Source organism: Pseudarthrobacter humi (assembly GCF_024294965.1).
Taxonomy (GTDB): Bacteria; Actinomycetota; Actinomycetes; order Actinomycetales; family Micrococcaceae; genus Arthrobacter; species Arthrobacter humi.
Window position 1 is genome coordinate 1 of record NZ_JANCLV010000017.1, and the last position, 18,790, is coordinate 18,790.

Here is an 18,790-nt window from a genome sequence, read left to right on the forward strand (position 1 = left end):
CGCCTCCACATCCAAATACCCGCGTTGCGCGTCCTCGCGTCCCTGCATAAGACCAGTCTTAACCACCAGGCCCACGAGTCCAGCCGACGCGCCCAACCCAAGACTAATTCAGCAGTCTCCTAGGCCGGCGCGAGCGCCTTGTTAAGGACGGCCCTGATCCGCTTTTCGGAGACGGAATAGGCCGTTCCGAGTTCGACGGCGAAGAGGCTCACGCGCAGCTCTTCGATCATCCAGCGGACCTGCGTCAGTTCTGCACCGACCCGACGCCCGGGCAGCAGCGCCGACACGGCGTCGTCGTAATCGTCTTCCAGCCGTTGGACCGCGGCCATGCTCATGCCATCCCGCTGGACGTTGCCGGGGAGCTTTTCGAGGCGTTTCTCGATGGCGGCAAGGTAGCGGGGTAGCTGGCTCAGCTGCTTGTAACCCGTGCGGGCCACAAATCCCGGGAACACCAGCTGCTCGAGCTGGCTCCTGATGTCGTTCAGGGCGCTGATGAGTGCCAGGCTGGTGGTGCCCTTCAGCTGTTTCTCAATCCGCCGGGTGCTGGCCAGGACGCGCTCCACCACGGCCGTCACACTGAAGACGGTATCGATGAGTTCCGCCCGGACCTGCTCGTAGAGGGCGTCGAAGGACGCCCGGTCCCACGGGAGTTCCACCGGGGTCAGTTTGTCCACGGCAGCCAGGGCGCAATCGGCAATGAGGGCTGACACCGAACCGTGCGGATTCTGGCTGAACGTCAGCTTTTCGGTGTTGTTGAGGTGCTCCAGGACGTAGCGGTCCGGTGCCGGTACCCGGAGGGCGAGGAGCCGGATCACACCGCCGCGCATGGCCTCGAGCTGCTCCGACGAGGTCTGGAAGACGCGCAGCGCCACGGATGTTCCTTCATCCACCAATGCCGGATAGCCGGTGACCGTGTGGCCCTTGACGGTGTTGCTGACCTGCCGCTGCACCGTGCCGAAGGCCCAGTCCGTCAGACCGGACTGTTCCTGGAAGCCTGTGCCGCTGCCGGCCGCATTTCCGCCAGTAGATGACGCGGGTACTGTTCCGCCGGCCTTTCCGGACGTCTTCGAATTTCCCCGAGACTGCGGCGCGGTGGTTCCCGGCGTCGCCCCCAGGGATTCAGCAATGGCGCGGCGTGTTGCCGGGGCCAGCCGCTCCTGCAGGGCCGCGAGGTCCTTGCCCTCGTCCAGCACCTTGCCCTGGGTATCGACAACCTTGAAGCTCACCCGCAGGTGGGACGGCACAGCATCCCAGTTCCAGGAACCGGACGGGATGACGTGGCCGCGGATCCGGCGCAGGGCCAGTTCCAGTGAAGCTTCCAGCTCATCGTGGGCCGGATCGAAGTCCGATTCCAGGGCGGCAACGGCCTGCCGGGCCACATCCGGGGCGGGGACGAAGTTCTTGCGGACCTGCTTGGGGAGGGACTTGATCAGGGCAGCCACGAGCTCGGCACGCTGGCCGGGGATCAGCCAGCGGAAGGCGGCATCATCGAGCTGGTTCAGGAAGAGCACCGGGACTTCAGCCGTGACGCCGTCGGACGGGTTGGGCGGTGACCCGGGCGCCACCGGGTGGAACTCGTAGCTGAGCGGCAGCTCGAAGCCCTTGTGCAACAGGGTCTTCGGATAGGCGGCTTCGTCCAGGTTGTCGGCGTCGTCGTTGAGCAGCAGTGACTTGTCGTAGTCCAGGAGGTCCGGATTCTGCTGCCGGGCTTCCTTCCACCATTTGTCGAAGTGCCGTTCGGACACCACTTCGGGGCCGATCCGGGCGTCGTAGAACTCAAACAGCGTTTCGTCATCCACCAGCAGGTCGCGGCGGCGCATCCTGGCCTCGAGCTCCTCGACTTCCAGGAGGAGGGCGCGGTTGCGGTGGAAGAACTTGTGGTGCGTTTTCCAGTCGCCTTCCACCAGGGCATGGCGGATGAACAGCTCGCGGACCAGCACAGGATCCACCCGGCTGTAGTTGACCCGGCGCTGCGGGATGATGGGCACGCCGTACAGGGTGACCTTCTCGTACGCCATGACCGCGCCCATTTTGGTGGACCAGTGCGGCTCGCTGTAGCTGCGCTTGACGAGGTCCGGCGCCACCTGTTCTGCCCAGACAGGATCGAACTTGGCCGCGACCCTGGCCCAGAGGCGGCTCGTCTCCACGAGTTCGGCAGCCATCACAAATGTGGGGGACTTCTTGAAGAGCGACGAACCGGGGAAGATGGCGAAGCGGCTGCCGCGGGCGCCCGCGTATTCGCGCTTGCGCTCGTCCAGGATGCCTATGTGGCTCAGCAGGCCGGACAGCAGGCTCATGTGGATGCCCTCGTGGTTGCCCACAGGATCGGCCAGGCGTTTGTTGTCCAGGCTGATCCCCAGCGGGCGGGCCATCTGGCGGAGCTGGGCGAAGAGATCCTGCCATTCCCTGACCCGAAGGTAGTTGATGAACTCGGTCCGGCACAGGCGGCGGAACTGGGTGGACGAGAGCTCCTGCTGTTTCTCCTGCAGGTAGTTCCACAGGTTCAGGAAGCCGGTGAAGTCCGAGTTTTCGTCGCGGAAACGGGCATGCTTCTCGGCGGCAAGTTGCTGTTTGTCCGTGGGACGCTCGCGCGGGTCCTGGATGGTCAGTGCCGCGGCCAGGATCATTACCTCGCGGACGCAGCCACGCTTGCCGGCTTCCACAATCATCCTGCCGAGGCGGGGATCCACCGGCAGCTGGGCAAGCTGCTGTCCGACGGCGGTCAGCCCGCCGCTCTTGGCGTCACCCGGTCTCACGGCATTCAAGGCACCGAGCTCGCGGAGGAGCGTCACGCCGTCGTTGATTGCCCGCGAATCCGGCGGCTCGACAAACGGGAAGTTCTCCACGTCCTTGGGTCCACGGGCCACACCCATAGCGGTCATCTGCAGGATGACTGCCGCCAGGTTGGTGCGCAGGATTTCCGGATCCGTGAAAAGCGGCCGGGACTCAAAGTCCTCTTCCGAATAGAGCCGGATGGCGATGCCGTCCGACACACGGCCGCACCGGCCGGAGCGCTGGTTCGCCGAAGCCTGCGACACGCGCTCGATGGGCAGCCGCTGCACTTTGGTGCGGTGCGAGTAGCGGGAGATGCGGGCCGTGCCGGTGTCGATGACGTACTTGATGCCCGGGACCGTCAGGGACGTCTCGGCCACGTTGGTGGCCAGCACAATCCGGCGGTTTTTGCCGGGGTGGAACACCTTGTGCTGTTCCTGCAGGCTCAGGCGGGCGAACAGCGGGAGCACCTCGGTGCCGGCCAGGCGCCGGTTGGACTGGATCCTGGCGTTGAGTGCCTCTGCTGCGTCCCGGATTTCGCGCTCGCCGGAGAAAAAGACCAGGATGTCGCCGGGAGCCTCGGTGGCGAGTTCGTCAACGGCGTCGCAGACGGCGTCGAGCGGATCGCGGTCCTCTTCGAGTTCGTCATCGGAGGCGTCCGGATCTTCGCCATCGGCGGGTCCGCCGGCAGGCTGGGACAGCGGCCTGTACCGGATCTCCACCGGGAATGTGCGCCCGGACACTTCGATGATGGGGGAGGGCTCGTCGTCGGACCCGAAGTGCTTGGCGAACCGCTCCGGATCGATCGTGGCCGAGGTGATGATGATTTTCAGGTCCGGCCGCTGCGGCAGGATCCGCTTGAGGTAGCCCAGGATGAAGTCAATATTGAGGCTGCGCTCGTGCGCTTCGTCAATGATGATGGCGTTGTATTTACGCAGCAGCTTGTCCCGCTGGATCTCTGCGAGCAGGATGCCGTCGGTCATAAGCTTGACCTTCGTGGCGCGGCTGACTTCGCCGGTAAACCGCACCTGGAAGCCGACTTCCTGGCCGATCTCCACACCGAGTTCCTCTGCGATGCGCTCAGCGACGGTACGGGCCGCGAGCCGCCGCGGCTGGGTGTGCCCGATCAGGCCGTTGTCGCCCAGTCCCAGCTCGAGGCACATTTTGGGGATCTGGGTGGTCTTGCCGGAGCCGGTCTCGCCGGCGATGATGGTCACTTGGTTCGCTGCAATGGCAGCCTTCAGGTCCTCGCGGCGCTCGGAAACGGGCAGCTCAGCAGGGTACGAGATATGAAATGTCATGGCTGCAGCCAGTCTACTGGGGCGGCGCCTGTTTCCCGCGTTTGCTGCCGTCAACCCCGCCGCCGGCCCGGCCGTTGGTCCCGCCTTCCCGGACCCCACTCAATCAGAACATGACGAAAGGACCCGGCTCACATGAGCCGGGTCCTTGGTGTTAGTTCGGATGGGTTAACAGTGGCGGGTTGAGGCATGCCTTTTGGTTAGAAAATGCGGAGGGTGTAATTAACGCTGGGCAGGTCCAGGGCGGACCAAGGCTGGTCGGAGGTGATAGGCGGGGTGTGGCCGCGACCATCACGCAGGAGCGCTGAGACGGTGGCGGCGACGACGACGAGGAGCAGGACCACTAGGGCGATTCCGAAGATTTCCATGACTCAATGCTGCTCCCGTGGGCGGTGAGGAAACAGTGGCAGAAATGCCCAAAAAGCTCGAATTTCTGCCATAATGGAAGCATGCTCAAATCAGTGGCAGTCATCGTAGTTCCCAACTTCTCCGTCTTCGAGTTCGCCACCGCCTGCGAGGTTTTTGGCATCGACAGATCCGGACGCGGCAGCAATGTTCCGGCGTTCGACTTCCGGGTCTGCACACCCGAACCCGGTAACGTCCGGATGAAATCTGGACTCTCCTTGAATGTTTCGCTGGGATTGGAGGCAACGGCGGACGCGGACCTCGTGATCATGACCCCCTTCGGACGCGACGACGACGTTCCGGAATCCGCGCTGGAGGCATTGCGAGCCGCGCACGCCCGGGGCGCCTGGGTGATGTCCATTTGTTCCGGAGCCTTCGCCCTGGCCCGCGCCGGTCTGCTGAACGGGCGGCGTTGCACCACGCACTGGCACTACTCCCATGAACTCGCAAGCCGGTATCCGGAAGTGCAGGTCGATGAAAACGTGCTCTATGTGCAGGACGGGAACCTGATCACCAGTGCCGGAACTGCGGCAGGGATTGATGCCTGCCTCCATCTGGTGCGCGTTGAGCTGGGCGCCAATGTGGCAGCCGCCATTGCGCGGGACATGGTGGTGCCGCCGCACCGCGACGGCGGCCAGGCCCAGTTCATCGACCGGCCCATGCCTGCCTGTGGATCGGCGCCGATGGAAGAGCTGCTGCGCTGGATGGTGCAGAACCTGGAGCAGGAGCACACTGTCGTGGAATTGGCGTCCCGAGTGCACATGTCAGCCAGGACGTTCGCCCGCCGCTTCCGGTCCGAAACGGGGGCCACCCCTGCTGCCTGGCTGAACTCGCAGCGGGTCCTCCGGGCGCAGGAGCTGCTGGAATCCACTGACCTGAACATCGACGAGGTTGCCCGGGAATCCGGTTTTGGGCACCCCGTCCTGCTCCGGCATCACTTTGCCAAGGTGCTGGACACCAGCCCGCAGTCCTACCGCCGGGCGTTCCGGGGGCAACTGGTAACAGCAGGCTGACTGGAGACGCAGCTAAGCCTGCACAGGACCCCGCCGGTCGGGGCTGTCCTCGGCTGCCGCCCGGGTGGTGTCCACCAGCACACGCCAGGGTCCTGTGACAGCCTGCTCCGGCAGCGCCGCCCGCCGCTGGCCGGCCCGGATCGAATAGATAAATCGGTCCGGCTGGTTGTCCTGCACCTCCGCGGCTGCGGCCCGGACGGTCTTGGGCACCGCGTCCCAAGGGCATGCTTCGACAATGGGTTGCCACCGGCTTTTGGCGCTCGCGGTCTGGGCGTGCACTGTCCATACGCGGGTCAGGGCTGCGATGCCGCCGCTGCGCTCGACACTGATCTTCATGGCCTGGGTCCTGGGCTTTCCTGCAGCCTGGCCGCCGTCTCGCGGCGGGCAGGCGTTCAACTAAAGCTTGACCTTCACAGTTTCCCACGCCTGCCGCACGGCGTCATGCTCCGGCGAATCGGTGCCGAACAGGTCGACGGCGGATGCCGCCGTCGCCCTCGCGAAGGCGCGGAAGGTGGCGGTGGCAGGCAGCGAGCCGCCCGTCAGTGCGTCGTACCAGATCCGTCCCGGCGCTTCCCAGGCGTTGCCGCCCAGGGTCTCGGCCGTGAGGTAGAAGGCCCTGTTGGGGATCCCGGAGTTGATGTGGACGCCGCCGTTGTCCGCGCTGGTCCGCACGTACGAGTCCATCGAATCGGGCTGGGGGTCCTTACCTAGCACGTCGTCGTCGTACGCTGTGCCCGGGGCCTTCAGGGATCGGAGGGCCGATCCCTGAACCTGGGGCGTGAAAAGTCCTTCGCCGATCAGCCAGCTGGCGTCGGTCACGGACTGGCTGTTCAGGTACTGCTCCACGAGCGCGCCGAAAACGTCGGACATGGATTCGTTGATGGCACCGGCCTGGTTGCGGTAAGCCAACCCCGCCGAGTGCTGCGTGACGCCGTGCGTGAGTTCGTGCCCGATGACGCTCAGCGACCGCGTAAATCGTTCGAAGACTTCGCCGTCGCCGTCGCCGAAGACCATCTGGCGGCCGTCCCAGAAAGCATTGTCGTAGAGCTTGCCAAAGTGCACCGTGGCATCGAGCGGCAGTCCTTCGCCGTCGATGGAGTTACGGCCGAAGATGTCGGCAAACAGGCGATGCGTGTGCCCAAGGCCGTCGTACGCCTCATCAGCGGACTGATCGCCGGAAGCCGGTTCGCTTTCCTTACGTACGAGCTTTCCGGGCAGGATCTCGGATCCGCCGGCATCGTAGATGCTCCTGTTGGGTGGGCCGGGACGGACGTCGCGCAGTGCCGGGGGAGCGGCCGGAGCCGGCTGGGTACGGGCTGACTGGACTGACCGGAAGTGGCTTAGCGCTTCCTTGGCAGCCCGCGCGGCGGCAGAAAACCGAGGCTCGTCCAGGCGGGCCAACCGCCGCAGTATGTAAGGCGGAATGATGGAACAGAATGTAGCTGGAACGTGCATGGCCTACCCCCTCGAGTACGTTGAATCAGCCTACGAGGGGGTGCTGACAATCTGATGAAGGCTCACTCAACCCAGGGCGAACGGACAGTTGAGGCCCCGTTTCATGCGCCGAAAGGACAGCTGTGGCCCTGAACTGCCGCGGCGGCTGGAGGCACGGATCGTTGTTTCGCGGAGTTATGCACATAGCCGTTTAGCCTCGCCGTTATTGTCAGTCCCTCGCGGGATGATTTGGGTATGGATAGCAGAGCGGCTGTGGCGACGGCGGAGGCCCTTTCGGTGTCTTTCGCTGAGCTTGCTTCTGCGCTCCGGGGCGGGACCGAGTCCGGCTGTTCCGGGGAGGCTGATCCGTTGCGCCGGGTGGCAGATGGTTTCCTGGACGGACTGGCCGAGATCTCACGGCTGGACGCGAAAAGTGCCGCCCTGAAGGCCTGGCTGGCCGCCGGTTACTCCGCCGCTGCCGAGGCTCTGGCGGGCCCTGCAACGTCGCCCGAGGACCATACCGGGCAGGAGATGGCCATGGTCGCGGAGATCGCGTGTGCCCTGACGGTCAGCGAACGCGCCGCCGGCGCCCTCCTCGCCGAAGCGCGCTTCCTGACCACGGCGCTTCCCCTGACGTTGTCCGCGTTGCAGGCCGGGACGATTTCGTGGCAGCACGCCCGGATCATGGTCGATGAAACCACCAACCTCGACCCCGCCGGGGCGCAGGCGTTGGAGGCGCATTTCCTGGACCCTCATGTGGTGAATCCGGCACGTGGCTTCGCCGGTGAGCTCATCCCCGGGAGGTTCCGGCACAAGGCCCGGACCTGGCGGGAACGCCATCACCCGGTCAGCATCGAAAAACGCCACATCAAGAGCGCAGCCGACCGGCGCCTGGAATATGCCCCGGACCGGGACGGCATGGCCTGGCTCTCCGCCTACCTCCCGGCGGACCAGGCGGCCGCGATCTGGAACCGGACCACCAGCGCAGCTAGAGCCCTCCAAGGCCCGGACGAGGACCGGAACCTCAGCCAGCTCCGCGCCGACATCCTTGCCGCCTGGCTCCTGACCAACAACATCACCGGCGGCGGAACCGGTGATGAGGGTAGGGAAAAGAGCGGCGGCGCGACCGGCGGAACGAGCGACGAAGAGACCGGGGGCATCGCCGTGAGCGGCGGCGTTCCATCCCCGCGGGCGCAGGTGTTGATCACGGTCCCGGTCATGGCCCTGCTGGGCCTCACCGACGAACCCGCAATGCTCGACGGATACGGGCCGATCCCGCCGTCCATGGCCCGCCACTTGATCGCCGACGGCGCCGAATCCTTCCATCGCGTCCTCATCGACCCCCGCGACGGCGCACCGCTCGAGATCGGGCGGACCAGCTACCGGCTCACCAAAGCCCAACGCCAATGGCTCAGACTTCGCGACGGGAAGTGCCCGTTCCCCGGCTGCAGCAACCACTCCCTCGACAACGAAGCAGACCACCTCCTCGCCTGGGCCCAGGGAGGCAGTACCGGGATCAGTAATCTCGGCCAGCCATGCCGCAAGCACCACAGACTCAGACACATCACCGGTTGGAAACCCACCACCGCCACCAAGAACGAACCACCCGGCTGGATATCACCCACCGGACGCCACTACCAAAGCGAACACCCAGACTGGGAACCACCGACGTTGCCAGCGCCCGAAACAACTGGGGCCTTGTGCACCTCGCCGCCTTAGCGCGGGCCATGTCGCGGGCTGGGTATTGAGGCGCAGCGTCAGCCGCGGAGTCCGACAAGCCGGAGTGCCACAGCCGCGCCGCAATAAACCGGCGTGCCACAGCCGCGTCGCAAAAAACATGCGGCCGGTGTGCGGGCCGCGCCAGCTTGGTAGGGCTTCATGTGTCCGGCTGCCCAGCTCGGCAGGGCCTCAAGTGTCCGCTCGCGCCTCTGGGGGAAGGAACGCAGAAACCCCCGCCGCTTTTGTAAGCGGCGGGGGTTACATCTGTGCCCTCGATTGGAATCGAACCAACGACCTTCTGCTCCGGAGGCAGACGCTCTATCCCCTGAGCTACGAGGGCAATTCAGGGATCCTGCCGTTGCCAGCGGGACGTCCTAGAGCTTAGCAGGAAGGTGCCTGCAAGGAAAAACGGCCCTGTTCAGTAGCCCGAAAAAGAGTCCACGTGCACTCGGCGCGAGCCGGCCTTATGGGCTGCACGGCGCAGCGATGCGACGCTCGCAGGGGACCCGGAGATGTAGACAGCGCGGCCGGCAATGTCGGGAACGAGGGCCTTCAGGGAATCTCCGTCCAGCCGGGCGCCAGCTGCAGCGCCGCCGGATTCCGGCGTCCCGGCATCGGTGATGAACGACGGCGGGACCGAACCGTCAGCGAGGCGTGCCAGGATGCGCGCTCCGGACGCCTGCAGCTCGGCCGTGTAGGCAATTTCCGCAGAATTGCGCGCCAGCAGCAGGAGAACCACGTCCCGGTCCTGCGCGGCGCCGGAAGCCAGATGCGCAAGATAGGGCGTGATACCGATGCCCGCGGCGATCAGGAGGATAGGGGTCCGGGGATCGCGGGGCAGGACAAAATCTCCGCCCACGGACGTGGCGGCCACTTCATCACCAGGCTTCAGGTCCAGCAGGACTTTCTTCGCCGCGGACAGGGGCTCAGCCGTCCGGACGCCAAACTTCACCGTCTCCGAACCCGGGGCGCTGGTCAAACTGAACACCCGGCGTCGGCCTTTGCCGTCAGACTTGGCGTGCGGCAGATCCAGTTCCATGTACTGCCCCGGCACAAACCGGACGTGCCGGGACGGTTCAAAGGCGAACTCTGTGGTGCTGGGTGTCAGGGGACGGGAGCCAGCGAACCGGAGCCTGAGCCCGCCTCGTTGGCCCACAAGGAACGCCAGCAGGTTGCCGACCAGCAGGGCCAGTTCCGGCGAGTTGGCGATGAAGCCGAGGTTGTACGGCACTGCGAACACCACGCCAACCAGTGCGGCGAGCGCGAGCTGCTGCCAGCGGCGCGGCGCGAGGGTGAGCGGCTCCGTCAGCATAAAGCCGACGAAGAACAGCAGCGGCCGCTGCGCCAGGGCCTGCCAGAGTGCGCTGCCCAGGGTAAGCCCTGCCTGCAGCAGCTCAGCGCTCACAATTGATGTCGCAACCACAAGGAACACGGCCGCCATGGGCAACTTACGCGTCCGGTAGAGCACCAGGAGGACGCCCGGGACCAGCAGCCACAGCATGGCAGGTGTGGCGGCCCACCATGTCGCGATGTTCAGCCCCGTCAGCCCGGTGACAAACGCCCCGGCGGCGGCTGGGTTGAAGATGTGCCGGCCACGCCAGGCCAGCGCGTATTTCGAAGCGGAGGCCAGCACACACGCCAGGGCCACTCCCGCCATATCCAGGGGCATAAAGGTAGGCCAGAAGAGGAAGTACAGCAGCAGACCGGTGATCAGCGACGATTCGGAATGCGGGCGGACGTGGAAAAGGGCAGCCAGCCCTCGGTTGGACACGTAGGTCAGGCCCAGACACAGCACTAAGTGGACGAGCATCTGCGGGATGCCGAACGTCAGCCAGCCAAGGGCATTGAGCAGGAGGCTGTACGCGGCAAGGGCTGCCAGCACCAGCAGGATCAGCCTGTACATCGTGTACTTGCCCAGCAGGGTGTCCAGCCGGCCGGCAGTGAAAACGGCGGTTGCCCTGGGGGCGTCAACGGGGCTCATGAGAACAGTGTCCCTTCAAATCCGGCCGAGTAGGCAGCACTTCCATCAGAAAAAACGGTCAGCCAGGAAAAGTCGAAGCTCCGTTCCAGTTCTTTGCCGGGGACAAAGAACAGGGCAGTGGCCAGGGCATCGGCCACCATGGTGCTTTCTGCCATGGTCCACGTGGCTACCGCCGTACTGACGGGCAGGCCTGTTGTGCCATCGAGCACATGGTGCAGGCCGTCGCCCCACGCCCGTCTGTTTGAGGCTGACGCGCACAAGGCGCCGCCTGCCAGCGGCACAGTCCCGATGGCCCTCACCGGATCGTACGGGTGCTCCAACGCCACGGAGACCGGATTAGGCCCGCGGTGCAGCAGGTCGCCGCTGGCATCAATCACGAAGGAGTCCACGCCGCAGGCGCGCAGCTCAATAGCGAGAAGGTCCACCAGTTGCCCCTTGCCGGCGGCACCGATGTCCAGGACCAGGGGAGCGGTGGTGGTCAGCACGTTGCCGTCCCACGTCAGGACGTCCTCCCAGCGGGGTGCCGGAAGCGCGTTTCCTGCCGGCCGCAGGGAATAGGCGGCGTCGTACCCGAGGCGCTCCAGGCTGCCGCCGATCAGCGGCGTCATTGCACCGCCGGTGATCTCATACAGCGAGCGGTACAGCCGGCCAAGGTCCGCCGCTTCCGGCGGCAGCTCATACCGCCCGGGCTGCCGGGCCATGGCACCCACGGTCGAATCGGACCTAAACCGGGACCAGTCGGCGTCGTACCGTTCCACCAAGGCGAGCAGCCGGGCACGGACGCTGGCGTCAAGCGGACGGGGGGTGGAGATTTCCCAACGGGTTCCGATCCCGTCGAAGCGGAAGTCCTCCGGGTCCGGCACGGCCTACTGGGCCTCGGCCTTGATCTTGTCCAGGGCCTGGTTGAAGCCGCCGCTGGTGAGCGAGGATCCTGCCACTTTGGAGACGTTGAGTTCGTCGATGCTCTTACCCACAACCTGCGCAGCGATCCCGCCCGCGAATTCGCCCTGGAATTTCCGGGTGTTGGGGTTCGAAGGGTGCTGGGTGATGTTCACGGCCGTGACCGTGCCCGCGGCGAGCGTCAGCTCAACCCCCACGGTTTCGGTTCCGTTGGGGGAAACATAGGTGCCGTCAGCGCTGTAGGTGCCGTCCTGGTAGAGGGAGGCGCTGCTGGACGGCGATGATGCCGTGCCGGAAGGGGCAGTGGTGGCGCCGGACGTGCTGTCGGAAGTCGCAGCGGGCACCGCGGGCGTGGCCGACGGCGCGCAGCCGGCCACCGTTCCAGCGAGGGACAGGCCGGTGATGCCGACGAAAACACTCTTGCGGACTGACGGTCTCATGATGGGGCTCGTTTCGTGGGCTGGGTGCTTACGCTGTACTCAACGTCGGATTCAGCGTAATGGTTCACGCTGTGAATCAGCAGTGCGTCCGCTGTGCGGAAAAGTTGTGCGGAACCAGTCACGAGCCACCCCAAATTCGTCCCAGTGGCGGCCCCCGGTAGGCTAGAGGGGTGACTCCCGAAGAACTCTCCCTCGCCATATCCGCCTGCCTGAAAGACGCCGTCGCCGCTGGCGAAATCGCGCTTTCCGCATCAGCTGTCCCTGATGAGGTGCGCGTGGAGCGACCGAAGAACCGGGAACACGGCGACTGGGCCACCAGCATCGCCCTCCAGCTGTCCAAGCAGGCCGGCACCAACCCGCGCGAATTCGCCACCGTCCTGAGCGCCCGGCTGAAGTCCATCAACGGCGTCGCTGCCGTGGATATCGCCGGCCCCGGGTTCCTTAACATCACCGTGGATGCCGGTGCCGCCGGCGCCCTCGCCAAGGCCATCGTCGAAGCGGGCCCGCAGTACGGCACGAACTCGGCGCTCGCCGGACACACCGTGAACATGGAGTTCGTCTCGGCCAATCCCACCGGACCGCTGCACATCGGGCATACCCGCTGGGCCGCTCTCGGTGACGCCATCGCCCGGGTGCTGCGTGCGTCCGGCGCTGAAGTCACCGCGGAGTACTACATCAACGACGCCGGCACACAGATGAACGTCTTCGCGCAGTCGGTCTACAACCGGCTTCACGGACTTCCGGTCCCGGACGGCGGCTACCCCGGCCAGTACATCGCGGACCTGGGCCACGAGGTGCTTACCGCGCACCCGGACATCCGCGAGCTGACCGAAGTGGCGGCCATTCCGGTCATCCGTGCCGCCGCATACGAAGCCCAGATGAAGGACATCAAAGCCACGCTCGCCGATTTCGGCGTCGATTTCGATGTGTTCTTCTCCGAGCAGGAACTGCACGACGCCGGCGCTATTGAAAGTGCCGTAGCGCGCCTCCGCGAACAGGGCCACGTGTTCGACGACGGCGGTGCGGTCTGGCTGCGGACCACGGACTTCGGTGACGATAAGGACCGCGTCATGATCCGCGCGAACGGCGAACCCACCTACTTCGCTGCCGACGCTGCCTACTACCTGTCCAAGAAGGACCGCGGCTACACCGAGAAAATCTACCTGCTCGGCGCGGACCACCACGGCTACATCAACCGGCTCAAGGCCATTGCGGCCGCCGCAGGTGATGACCCCGAGGTCAACATCGAGGTGCTGATCGGCCAGCTGGTCTCCGTCAACGGCGCCAAGCTGTCCAAGCGTGCCGGCAACATCATCGAGCTCAAGGACCTCATTGACTGGCTGGGCAAGGACGCGGTGCGCTACTCCCTGGCCCGTTTCCCGGCAGACTCGCCGCTGACCCTTGACCCTGACCTGCTGAAGAAGCACAGCAACGAGAACCCGGTGTTCTACGTCCAGTACGCCCATGCTCGCACCCGCGGCGCGGCCCGCAACGCCGTGGCTGCAGGCGTGGACCGCAGCGCGTTTGACGCTTCCCTACTGGACCATGCCACTGAAAACGAACTGCTCTCCTACCTGGGCAGCTACCCATCCATCGTGGCCAAGGCCGCAGAACTGCGTGAGCCGCACCGGGTGGCCCGCCATCTTGAGGTCATCGCCGGCGCCTACCACCGCTGGTACGACGCCTGCCGCATCGCACCCCTGGGTGACGAACCGGTGACCGACGTCAACCGCACTCGCCTGTGGCTGAACGACGCCACCAGCCAGGTGCTGGCCAACGGCCTGGACCTGCTGGGCGTGTCCGCGCCGGAACGGATGTGAAACTGATGTCGGCACAGGAAACTTCGACGCAGAAGGTGTCAGCAGAGGACACCAACAGCGGATCCCCGCTGGCTCCCGAGTGGCTCGCCGTTCCCGCGGACCTGAATGCGCTCCACGAGCCCATGTGGGCGCAGGATGTGCGGAAGAACGACGCCGGTGAGCTCGCCATCGATGGCATCGCCGTCAGCGAGCTCAAGGCGCAGTTCGGCACGCCGCTCTTTGTCATGAGCGAGACAGACTTCCGGGCCCGCGCACGTTCCTTCAAGGATGCCTTTGATGCCGCGTTTGCCGACATCTGCGGGGGAGTGGACGTCTACTATGCTGGCAAGTCCTTCCTGTGCACAGCAGTAGCCGCCTGGGTGGCAGACGAAGGACTCCGGCTGGACACGTGTTCCGGCGGCGAGCTCGCGGTGGCGGCCCGGGCCGGCATCAAGGGCGAAAACCTGGGCCTGCACGGCAACAACAAATCCGACGCCGAGATCAACCGGGCGCTGGATATGAAGCTGGGACGAATCGTGGTGGACAGCCTCGATGAGCTGGACCGCGTTGCCAAAATCGCCTTGGACCGCGGCGAAATTGCCAACGTTATGCTGCGCCTGACTCCCGGCGTCCACGCGCACACCCACGAGTTCATCGCCACCGCCCACGAGGACCAGAAATTCGGTCTCTCCATGGCCGGGGATACCACCGAGCAGGCCGGACTGTCAGCAGCGGAGGAGGCCGTGGCTGCGGCCACAGGGTACGCCAGCATCGAACTGCTGGGCCTGCACTGCCACATCGGCTCGCAGATCTTCGAGCCGGACGGCTTTGAACTCGCCGCGCAGAAGCTCCTGCGCTTCCACGCTGCCATGCAGGAAAAGTACTCCATCGTGATGCCCGAGCTGGACCTCGGCGGCGGCTACGGCATTGCCTATACCCCGGTGGACACCCCGCGCCCCGCAGCTGACGTCGCGCAGGCGATGGCCGCCGTCGTGCGTTCCACGTGTGCTGAGCTGGGTATCACTGCTCCCCGGATTTCGATCGAACCCGGACGCGCAATTGTCGGCAGCACCACCTTCACGTTGTACGAGGTGGGTACCCTGAAAACTGTCCGCGTCGACGCGCCGGGCGATTCAGAGGCCAACAAGAACGTTACGCATCCGCGCCGCTATGTGTCAGTGGACGGAGGCATGAGCGATAACGCCCGCCCGGTGCTCTACGACGCGGATTATTCGGCGATTCTGGCCTCCCGCACGTCCTCGGCGTCCCCGCAGCTGTCCCGCGTAGTGGGCAAACATTGCGAGAGCGGCGACATAGTTGTTAGAGATGTATATCTGCCCGAGGACGTGGCAGCCGGTGATCTGCTTGCTGTACCGGGGACCGGCGCCTACTGCTGGGCCCTGTCAAGCAACTACAACTATCTGGCCCGGCCGGGCGTTGTCGCGGTGCGCGGCGGATCTGCCCGGCTGATTGTCCGCGGGGAAACCGAAGAAGATCTGCTTAACCGCGACATGGGAGTGCCGAATGACTGAATTGCGAACCCTGAAAGTAGCCCTGCTGGGCTGTGGCAACGTTGGGGCCCAGGTTGCGCGGATTCTCATTGAGGACGCCGACGCCCTTGCCGCCCGTACCGGTGCCCGCCTGCAGCTCAGCGGCATCGCCGTGCGCAACGTCAATGCCAAGCGGGATGTGGACCTGCCGCAGGACCTCTTCACCACCGACGCCGACACCCTGGTCAAGGACGCCGACCTGGTAATCGAGCTCATGGGCGGGATCGAGCCTGCCCGCACGCTGATCCTCTCCGCGCTGCGCAACGGCGCCTGTGTAGTCACCGGCAACAAGGCCCTGCTCGCCCAGGACGGACCCACCCTCTATGAAGAGGCCGACAAGGCCGGCGTGCAGCTGTCCTACGAGGCCGCCGTCGCCGGTGCCATCCCCATACTGCGCCCCATCCGGGACAGCCTGGCCGGCGACCGCATTACCCGCGTGCTGGGTATCGTCAACGGCACCACCAACTTCATCCTGGACCAGATGGACTCCACCGGCGCCCAGTTCGCTGACGCCCTCGCCGAGGCCCAGCGCCTTGGCTACGCCGAAGCCGACCCCACCGCCGACGTCGAAGGCCACGACGCCGCCTCCAAGGCCGCCATTCTCGCGTCGCTGTCCTTCCACACCCGCTTCGCCCTGGAAAACGTCCACTGCGAAGGCATCACGTCCGTCAGCGCGGCGGACATCGCTGCAGCCAAGGACGCCGGATTTGTCATCAAACTGCTGGCCATTGCCGAAAAGCTCACGGATGCCGACGGCGGCGAAGGCGTTTCCGTGCGCGTGCACCCCACGCTGCTGCCACGCGAGCACCCGCTGGCCGCCGTTCGTGGCGCGTTCAATGCGGTCTTCATCGAGGCGGAAAACGCGGGCGAACTGATGTTCTACGGCCAGGGTGCCGGCGGAACCCCGACGGCCTCCGCCGTCCTTGGCGACCTTGTCTCGGCCGCACGCCGCATTGTGCTGGGCGGCCCGGGACGCACGGAGACCACCACCGGCCACGTCCCGGCCCTGCCCATCGCCTCAGCCATCACCAGCTACTACATCGGCCTGGACGTCGCTGACCAGCCCGGCGTGCTGGCCCGGATCGCCCAGCTCTTTGCGGAGCACGGCGTGTCCATCGAAATCATGCGGCAGACCATCCACCGGGACGCAGAGTCCAACGTGGAGTCTGCCGAACTGCGGATCGTTACCCACCGCGCATCAGAGGCTGCCCTCGCAGCCACCGTCGAGGCCGTCAAGGGCCTGGACGTCATCAATTCAGTGACATCCGTTCTGCGGGTAGAAGGAGTCTAAGTGGCTCACCAATGGCGCGGCGTTATCCGCGAATACGCTGACCGGCTGCCCGTAACGGAATCCACCAGGGTCATCACGCTGGGCGAAGGCGGCACGCCGCTGGTCCACGCGCAGAAGCTCTCCGAGCTCACCGGTTCCACGGTGTACCTGAAGGTCGAGGGGATGAACCCCACCGGTTCGTTCAAGGACCGCGGCATGACCATGGCCATGACGGCCGCCGTCGCGTCCGGCGCCAAGGCCGTGGTGTGCGCGTCAACCGGCAACACCTCCGCGTCCGCCGCGGCCTACGCCACGGCAGCGGGACTGAAATGCGCTGTACTGGTCCCCGAAGGCAAGATCTCTATGGGCAAGCTGAGCCAGGCCATCGCGCACGGCGCCACGCTGCTCCAGGTGGACGGCAACTTCGATAACTGCCTGGACATTGCACGGAAGCTGGGGGAGTCCTACCCGGTGTTCCTGGTCAACTCCGTGAACCCGGCCCGCATCCAGGGCCAGAAGACGGGCGCGTTTGAGATTGTTGATTCGCTCGGCGATGCTCCGGACATCCACGTCCTGCCCGTAGGCAACGCCGGCAACATCACGGCGTACTGGAAGGGCTACAAGGAGTACTCGGCGCCGTTCGAATCCGACACGGCCGGAACCTTGCCCGCCGTGTCCACCAAAACCCCGCAGATGTGGGGCTTCCAGGCCGCCGGCGCGGCACCGTTCGTGGCAGGGCACCCCATCACGGAACCGGACACCATCGCCACTGCCATCCGGATCGGCAACCCGGCGTCCTGGGACGGTGCCATCGCTGCACGTGACGAGTCCGGCGGATTCATCGACGCCGTGACTGACGAACAGATCCTCGATGCCCACCGCTGGCTGTCCGCCCGCGAAGGCGTTTTTGTGGAGCCCGGCTCCGCCGCCGGTGTGGCCGGCCTGCTCAAGAAGCACGCCGCCGGTGAAGTTCCCACCGGCAAGACCATCGTCATCACCGTTACCGGCCACGGCCTCAAGGACCCCCAGTGGGCTCTCCGGACCGAGGATGGCAGTGAAGTCCAGCCGGTCAAGGTCTCGAACGACGTCGTGACAGTCGCAGCTGAACTGGGACTGGAAGAAAAGTAGCCTTGGAAACCACCTCGCCCACCGCCGTTGACCTGCCCGTCATCGAAGCAGGCCAGCGCGTCACCGTCAGGGTCCCGGCCACAAGCGCCAACCTCGGACCGGGTTACGACAGCCTGGGCCTCGCCCTGGCGCTGCACGACACCCTGACGGTGGAAAGCCTCGAATCCGCTGAGCTCGTCTTCGAGCTCAGCGGCGAGGGGGCGGACACGCTGCCGCAGGACGCCAGCCACCTGGTGGTCAGGGCGATGGAGGCTGCCTTTTCCCGGCTTGGTTACCGGCACGGCGGCCTCAGGATCACGGCGACGAACGTCAACCCCCATGGCCGGGGTCTGGGATCATCGGCGTCGGCAGTGGTGGCGGCCGTCTCGGCCGCCAATGCCATGGTGCCCGAAGCTGCGCGTCGCGGGCGGGACTGGATCCTGCAGCTGACCAGCGAGATGGAAGGCCATCCGGACAACGTCGCGCCCGCGATTTTCGGCGGACTGGCGCTGTCATGGCAGGACAGTGACCGGTACAGCAGCACATGCGCTACCGTGGCCGGTTCCGTGATTCCCATCGTGGCTGTCCCCGATTTTGAATTGTCCACCGAAGCCGCGCGCGCCCTGCTGCCGGCGTCTGTGGGCCATCATGCGGCGGCCATGAACTCCGGACGGGCTGCGCTGCTGATCCATGCGCTGACCCAGAAGCCCGAGTTTCTGCATGCCGGCACCGAGGATTACCTGCACCAGAGTTACCGGGCCGAGGCGATGCGGCCCAGCGCGTCCCTCATCAGGGCACTGCGCAACGCGGGCCACGCGGCAGTGGTTTCGGGTGCAGGACCTACGGTCCTGGTTCTCGCCGACGGCGAAGCCGAAGCCGCCGAGGTCCTTGGGTTTATTGAGTCCTTTACAGAGGCGAACACGCCGGGTATCGGCTGGCGCGTGCTGAAGCTGGCAGTGGACGTCGAAGGTGCTAAGGTGGACTTGCACCGGCGGTAATTCCGCCTATCTGATCGGCAGCTGCATTCAGTTGTTAGTGATCTCCTACTGCGCAATATTTTCCGGTGCCGCCTGCTTGGTCTGTCGCAGGAATCTGCAGCTGA

General features: G+C 65.5%; 14 protein-coding genes and 1 tRNA gene. 7 read left to right on the forward strand and 8 right to left on the reverse strand.

Features of this window, described 5'->3' with window-relative positions; translation table 11 throughout:
• Nucleotides 1-119: 119 nt before the first annotated feature.
• Both hrpA and NFC73_RS18210 read right to left on the reverse strand, forming a co-directional pair.
• A complete protein-coding gene (hrpA, locus tag NFC73_RS18205) occupies nt 120-4,073 on the reverse strand; it encodes an ATP-dependent RNA helicase HrpA (RefSeq protein ID WP_254752507.1) in 3,954 nt (1,317 codons plus the stop codon).
• Nucleotides 4,074-4,270: 197 nt separating this feature from the next.
• Nucleotides 4,271-4,438 (reverse strand): hypothetical protein, encoded by a 168-nt coding sequence (locus NFC73_RS18210; protein WP_254752509.1) that lies wholly within the window; start codon nt 4,436-4,438, stop codon nt 4,271-4,273.
• An 81-nt stretch (nt 4,439-4,519) separates the two neighbouring features.
• Here NFC73_RS18210 and NFC73_RS18215 point away from each other — a divergent pair, with 81 nt between their 5' ends.
• Nucleotides 4,520-5,488: a GlxA family transcriptional regulator gene (locus NFC73_RS18215; RefSeq protein ID WP_254752511.1), complete on the forward strand. Its 969-nt coding sequence runs from the start codon at nt 4,520-4,522 to the stop codon at nt 5,486-5,488.
• 12 nt (nt 5,489-5,500) lie between these two features.
• Here NFC73_RS18215 and NFC73_RS18220 read toward each other — a convergent pair whose 3' ends face one another.
• Nucleotides 5,501-5,824, reverse strand: coding sequence for a protealysin inhibitor emfourin (locus tag NFC73_RS18220; protein WP_254752513.1), 324 nt, complete (start codon nt 5,822-5,824; stop codon nt 5,501-5,503).
• Nucleotides 5,825-5,884: 60 nt separating this feature from the next.
• A complete protein-coding gene (locus NFC73_RS18225; RefSeq protein ID WP_254752515.1) occupies nt 5,885-6,943 on the reverse strand; it encodes a M4 family metallopeptidase in 1,059 nt (352 codons plus the stop codon).
• A gap of 234 nt (nt 6,944-7,177) precedes the next feature.
• Between NFC73_RS18225 and NFC73_RS18230 the strand changes: the two genes are divergently transcribed.
• Nucleotides 7,178-8,641, forward strand: coding sequence for an HNH endonuclease signature motif containing protein (locus tag NFC73_RS18230; protein ID WP_254752517.1), 1,464 nt, complete (start codon nt 7,178-7,180; stop codon nt 8,639-8,641).
• 267 nt (nt 8,642-8,908) lie between these two features.
• Here the strand turns inward: NFC73_RS18230 and NFC73_RS18235 are convergent.
• The 4 genes from NFC73_RS18235 to NFC73_RS18250 all read right to left on the reverse strand — a co-directional run bounded on the left by NFC73_RS18235 (nt 8,909) and on the right by NFC73_RS18250 (nt 11,962).
• Nucleotides 8,909-8,981, reverse strand: a tRNA-Arg gene (locus NFC73_RS18235).
• A 78-nt stretch (nt 8,982-9,059) separates the two neighbouring features.
• A complete protein-coding gene (locus NFC73_RS18240; RefSeq protein WP_254752519.1) occupies nt 9,060-10,622 on the reverse strand; it encodes a ferredoxin--NADP reductase in 1,563 nt (520 codons plus the stop codon).
• Entirely contained in the window at nt 10,619-11,485 is an 867-nt protein-coding gene (locus NFC73_RS18245) for an FAD:protein FMN transferase (protein ID WP_254752521.1), read from the reverse strand. Before NFC73_RS18245 ends, NFC73_RS18240 begins: the two co-directional genes overlap by 4 nt.
• A gap of 3 nt (nt 11,486-11,488) precedes the next feature.
• On the reverse strand, nt 11,489-11,962 hold the full coding sequence (locus tag NFC73_RS18250) for an FMN-binding protein (RefSeq protein WP_254752523.1): 474 nt from the start codon (nt 11,960-11,962) through the stop codon (nt 11,489-11,491).
• A gap of 170 nt (nt 11,963-12,132) precedes the next feature.
• Between NFC73_RS18250 and argS the strand changes: the two genes are divergently transcribed.
• The 5 genes from argS to thrB are packed head-to-tail and all read left to right on the forward strand — an operon-like array spanning nt 12,133 to nt 18,686.
• Complete coding sequence (gene argS, locus NFC73_RS18255) at nt 12,133-13,782, forward strand: arginine--tRNA ligase (protein ID WP_254752525.1); 1,650 nt, start codon at nt 12,133-12,135, stop codon at nt 13,780-13,782.
• Between the two features lie 5 nt (nt 13,783-13,787).
• Nucleotides 13,788-15,293 carry a diaminopimelate decarboxylase gene (gene lysA / locus NFC73_RS18260; RefSeq protein ID WP_254752527.1) on the forward strand — a complete coding sequence of 502 codons (1,506 nt, stop codon included), beginning with the start codon at nt 13,788-13,790 and terminating at the stop codon, nt 15,291-15,293.
• A complete protein-coding gene (locus NFC73_RS18265; RefSeq protein ID WP_141140977.1) occupies nt 15,286-16,602 on the forward strand; it encodes a homoserine dehydrogenase in 1,317 nt (438 codons plus the stop codon). Before lysA ends, NFC73_RS18265 begins: the two co-directional genes overlap by 8 nt.
• On the forward strand, nt 16,603-17,709 hold the full coding sequence (gene thrC / locus NFC73_RS18270; protein ID WP_141140976.1) for a threonine synthase: 1,107 nt from the start codon (nt 16,603-16,605) through the stop codon (nt 17,707-17,709).
• Nucleotides 17,710-17,711: 2 nt separating this feature from the next.
• Entirely contained in the window at nt 17,712-18,686 is a 975-nt protein-coding gene (gene thrB, locus NFC73_RS18275) for a homoserine kinase (RefSeq protein ID WP_141140975.1), read from the forward strand.
• The last annotated feature ends 104 nt before the right edge of the window (nt 18,687-18,790 follow it).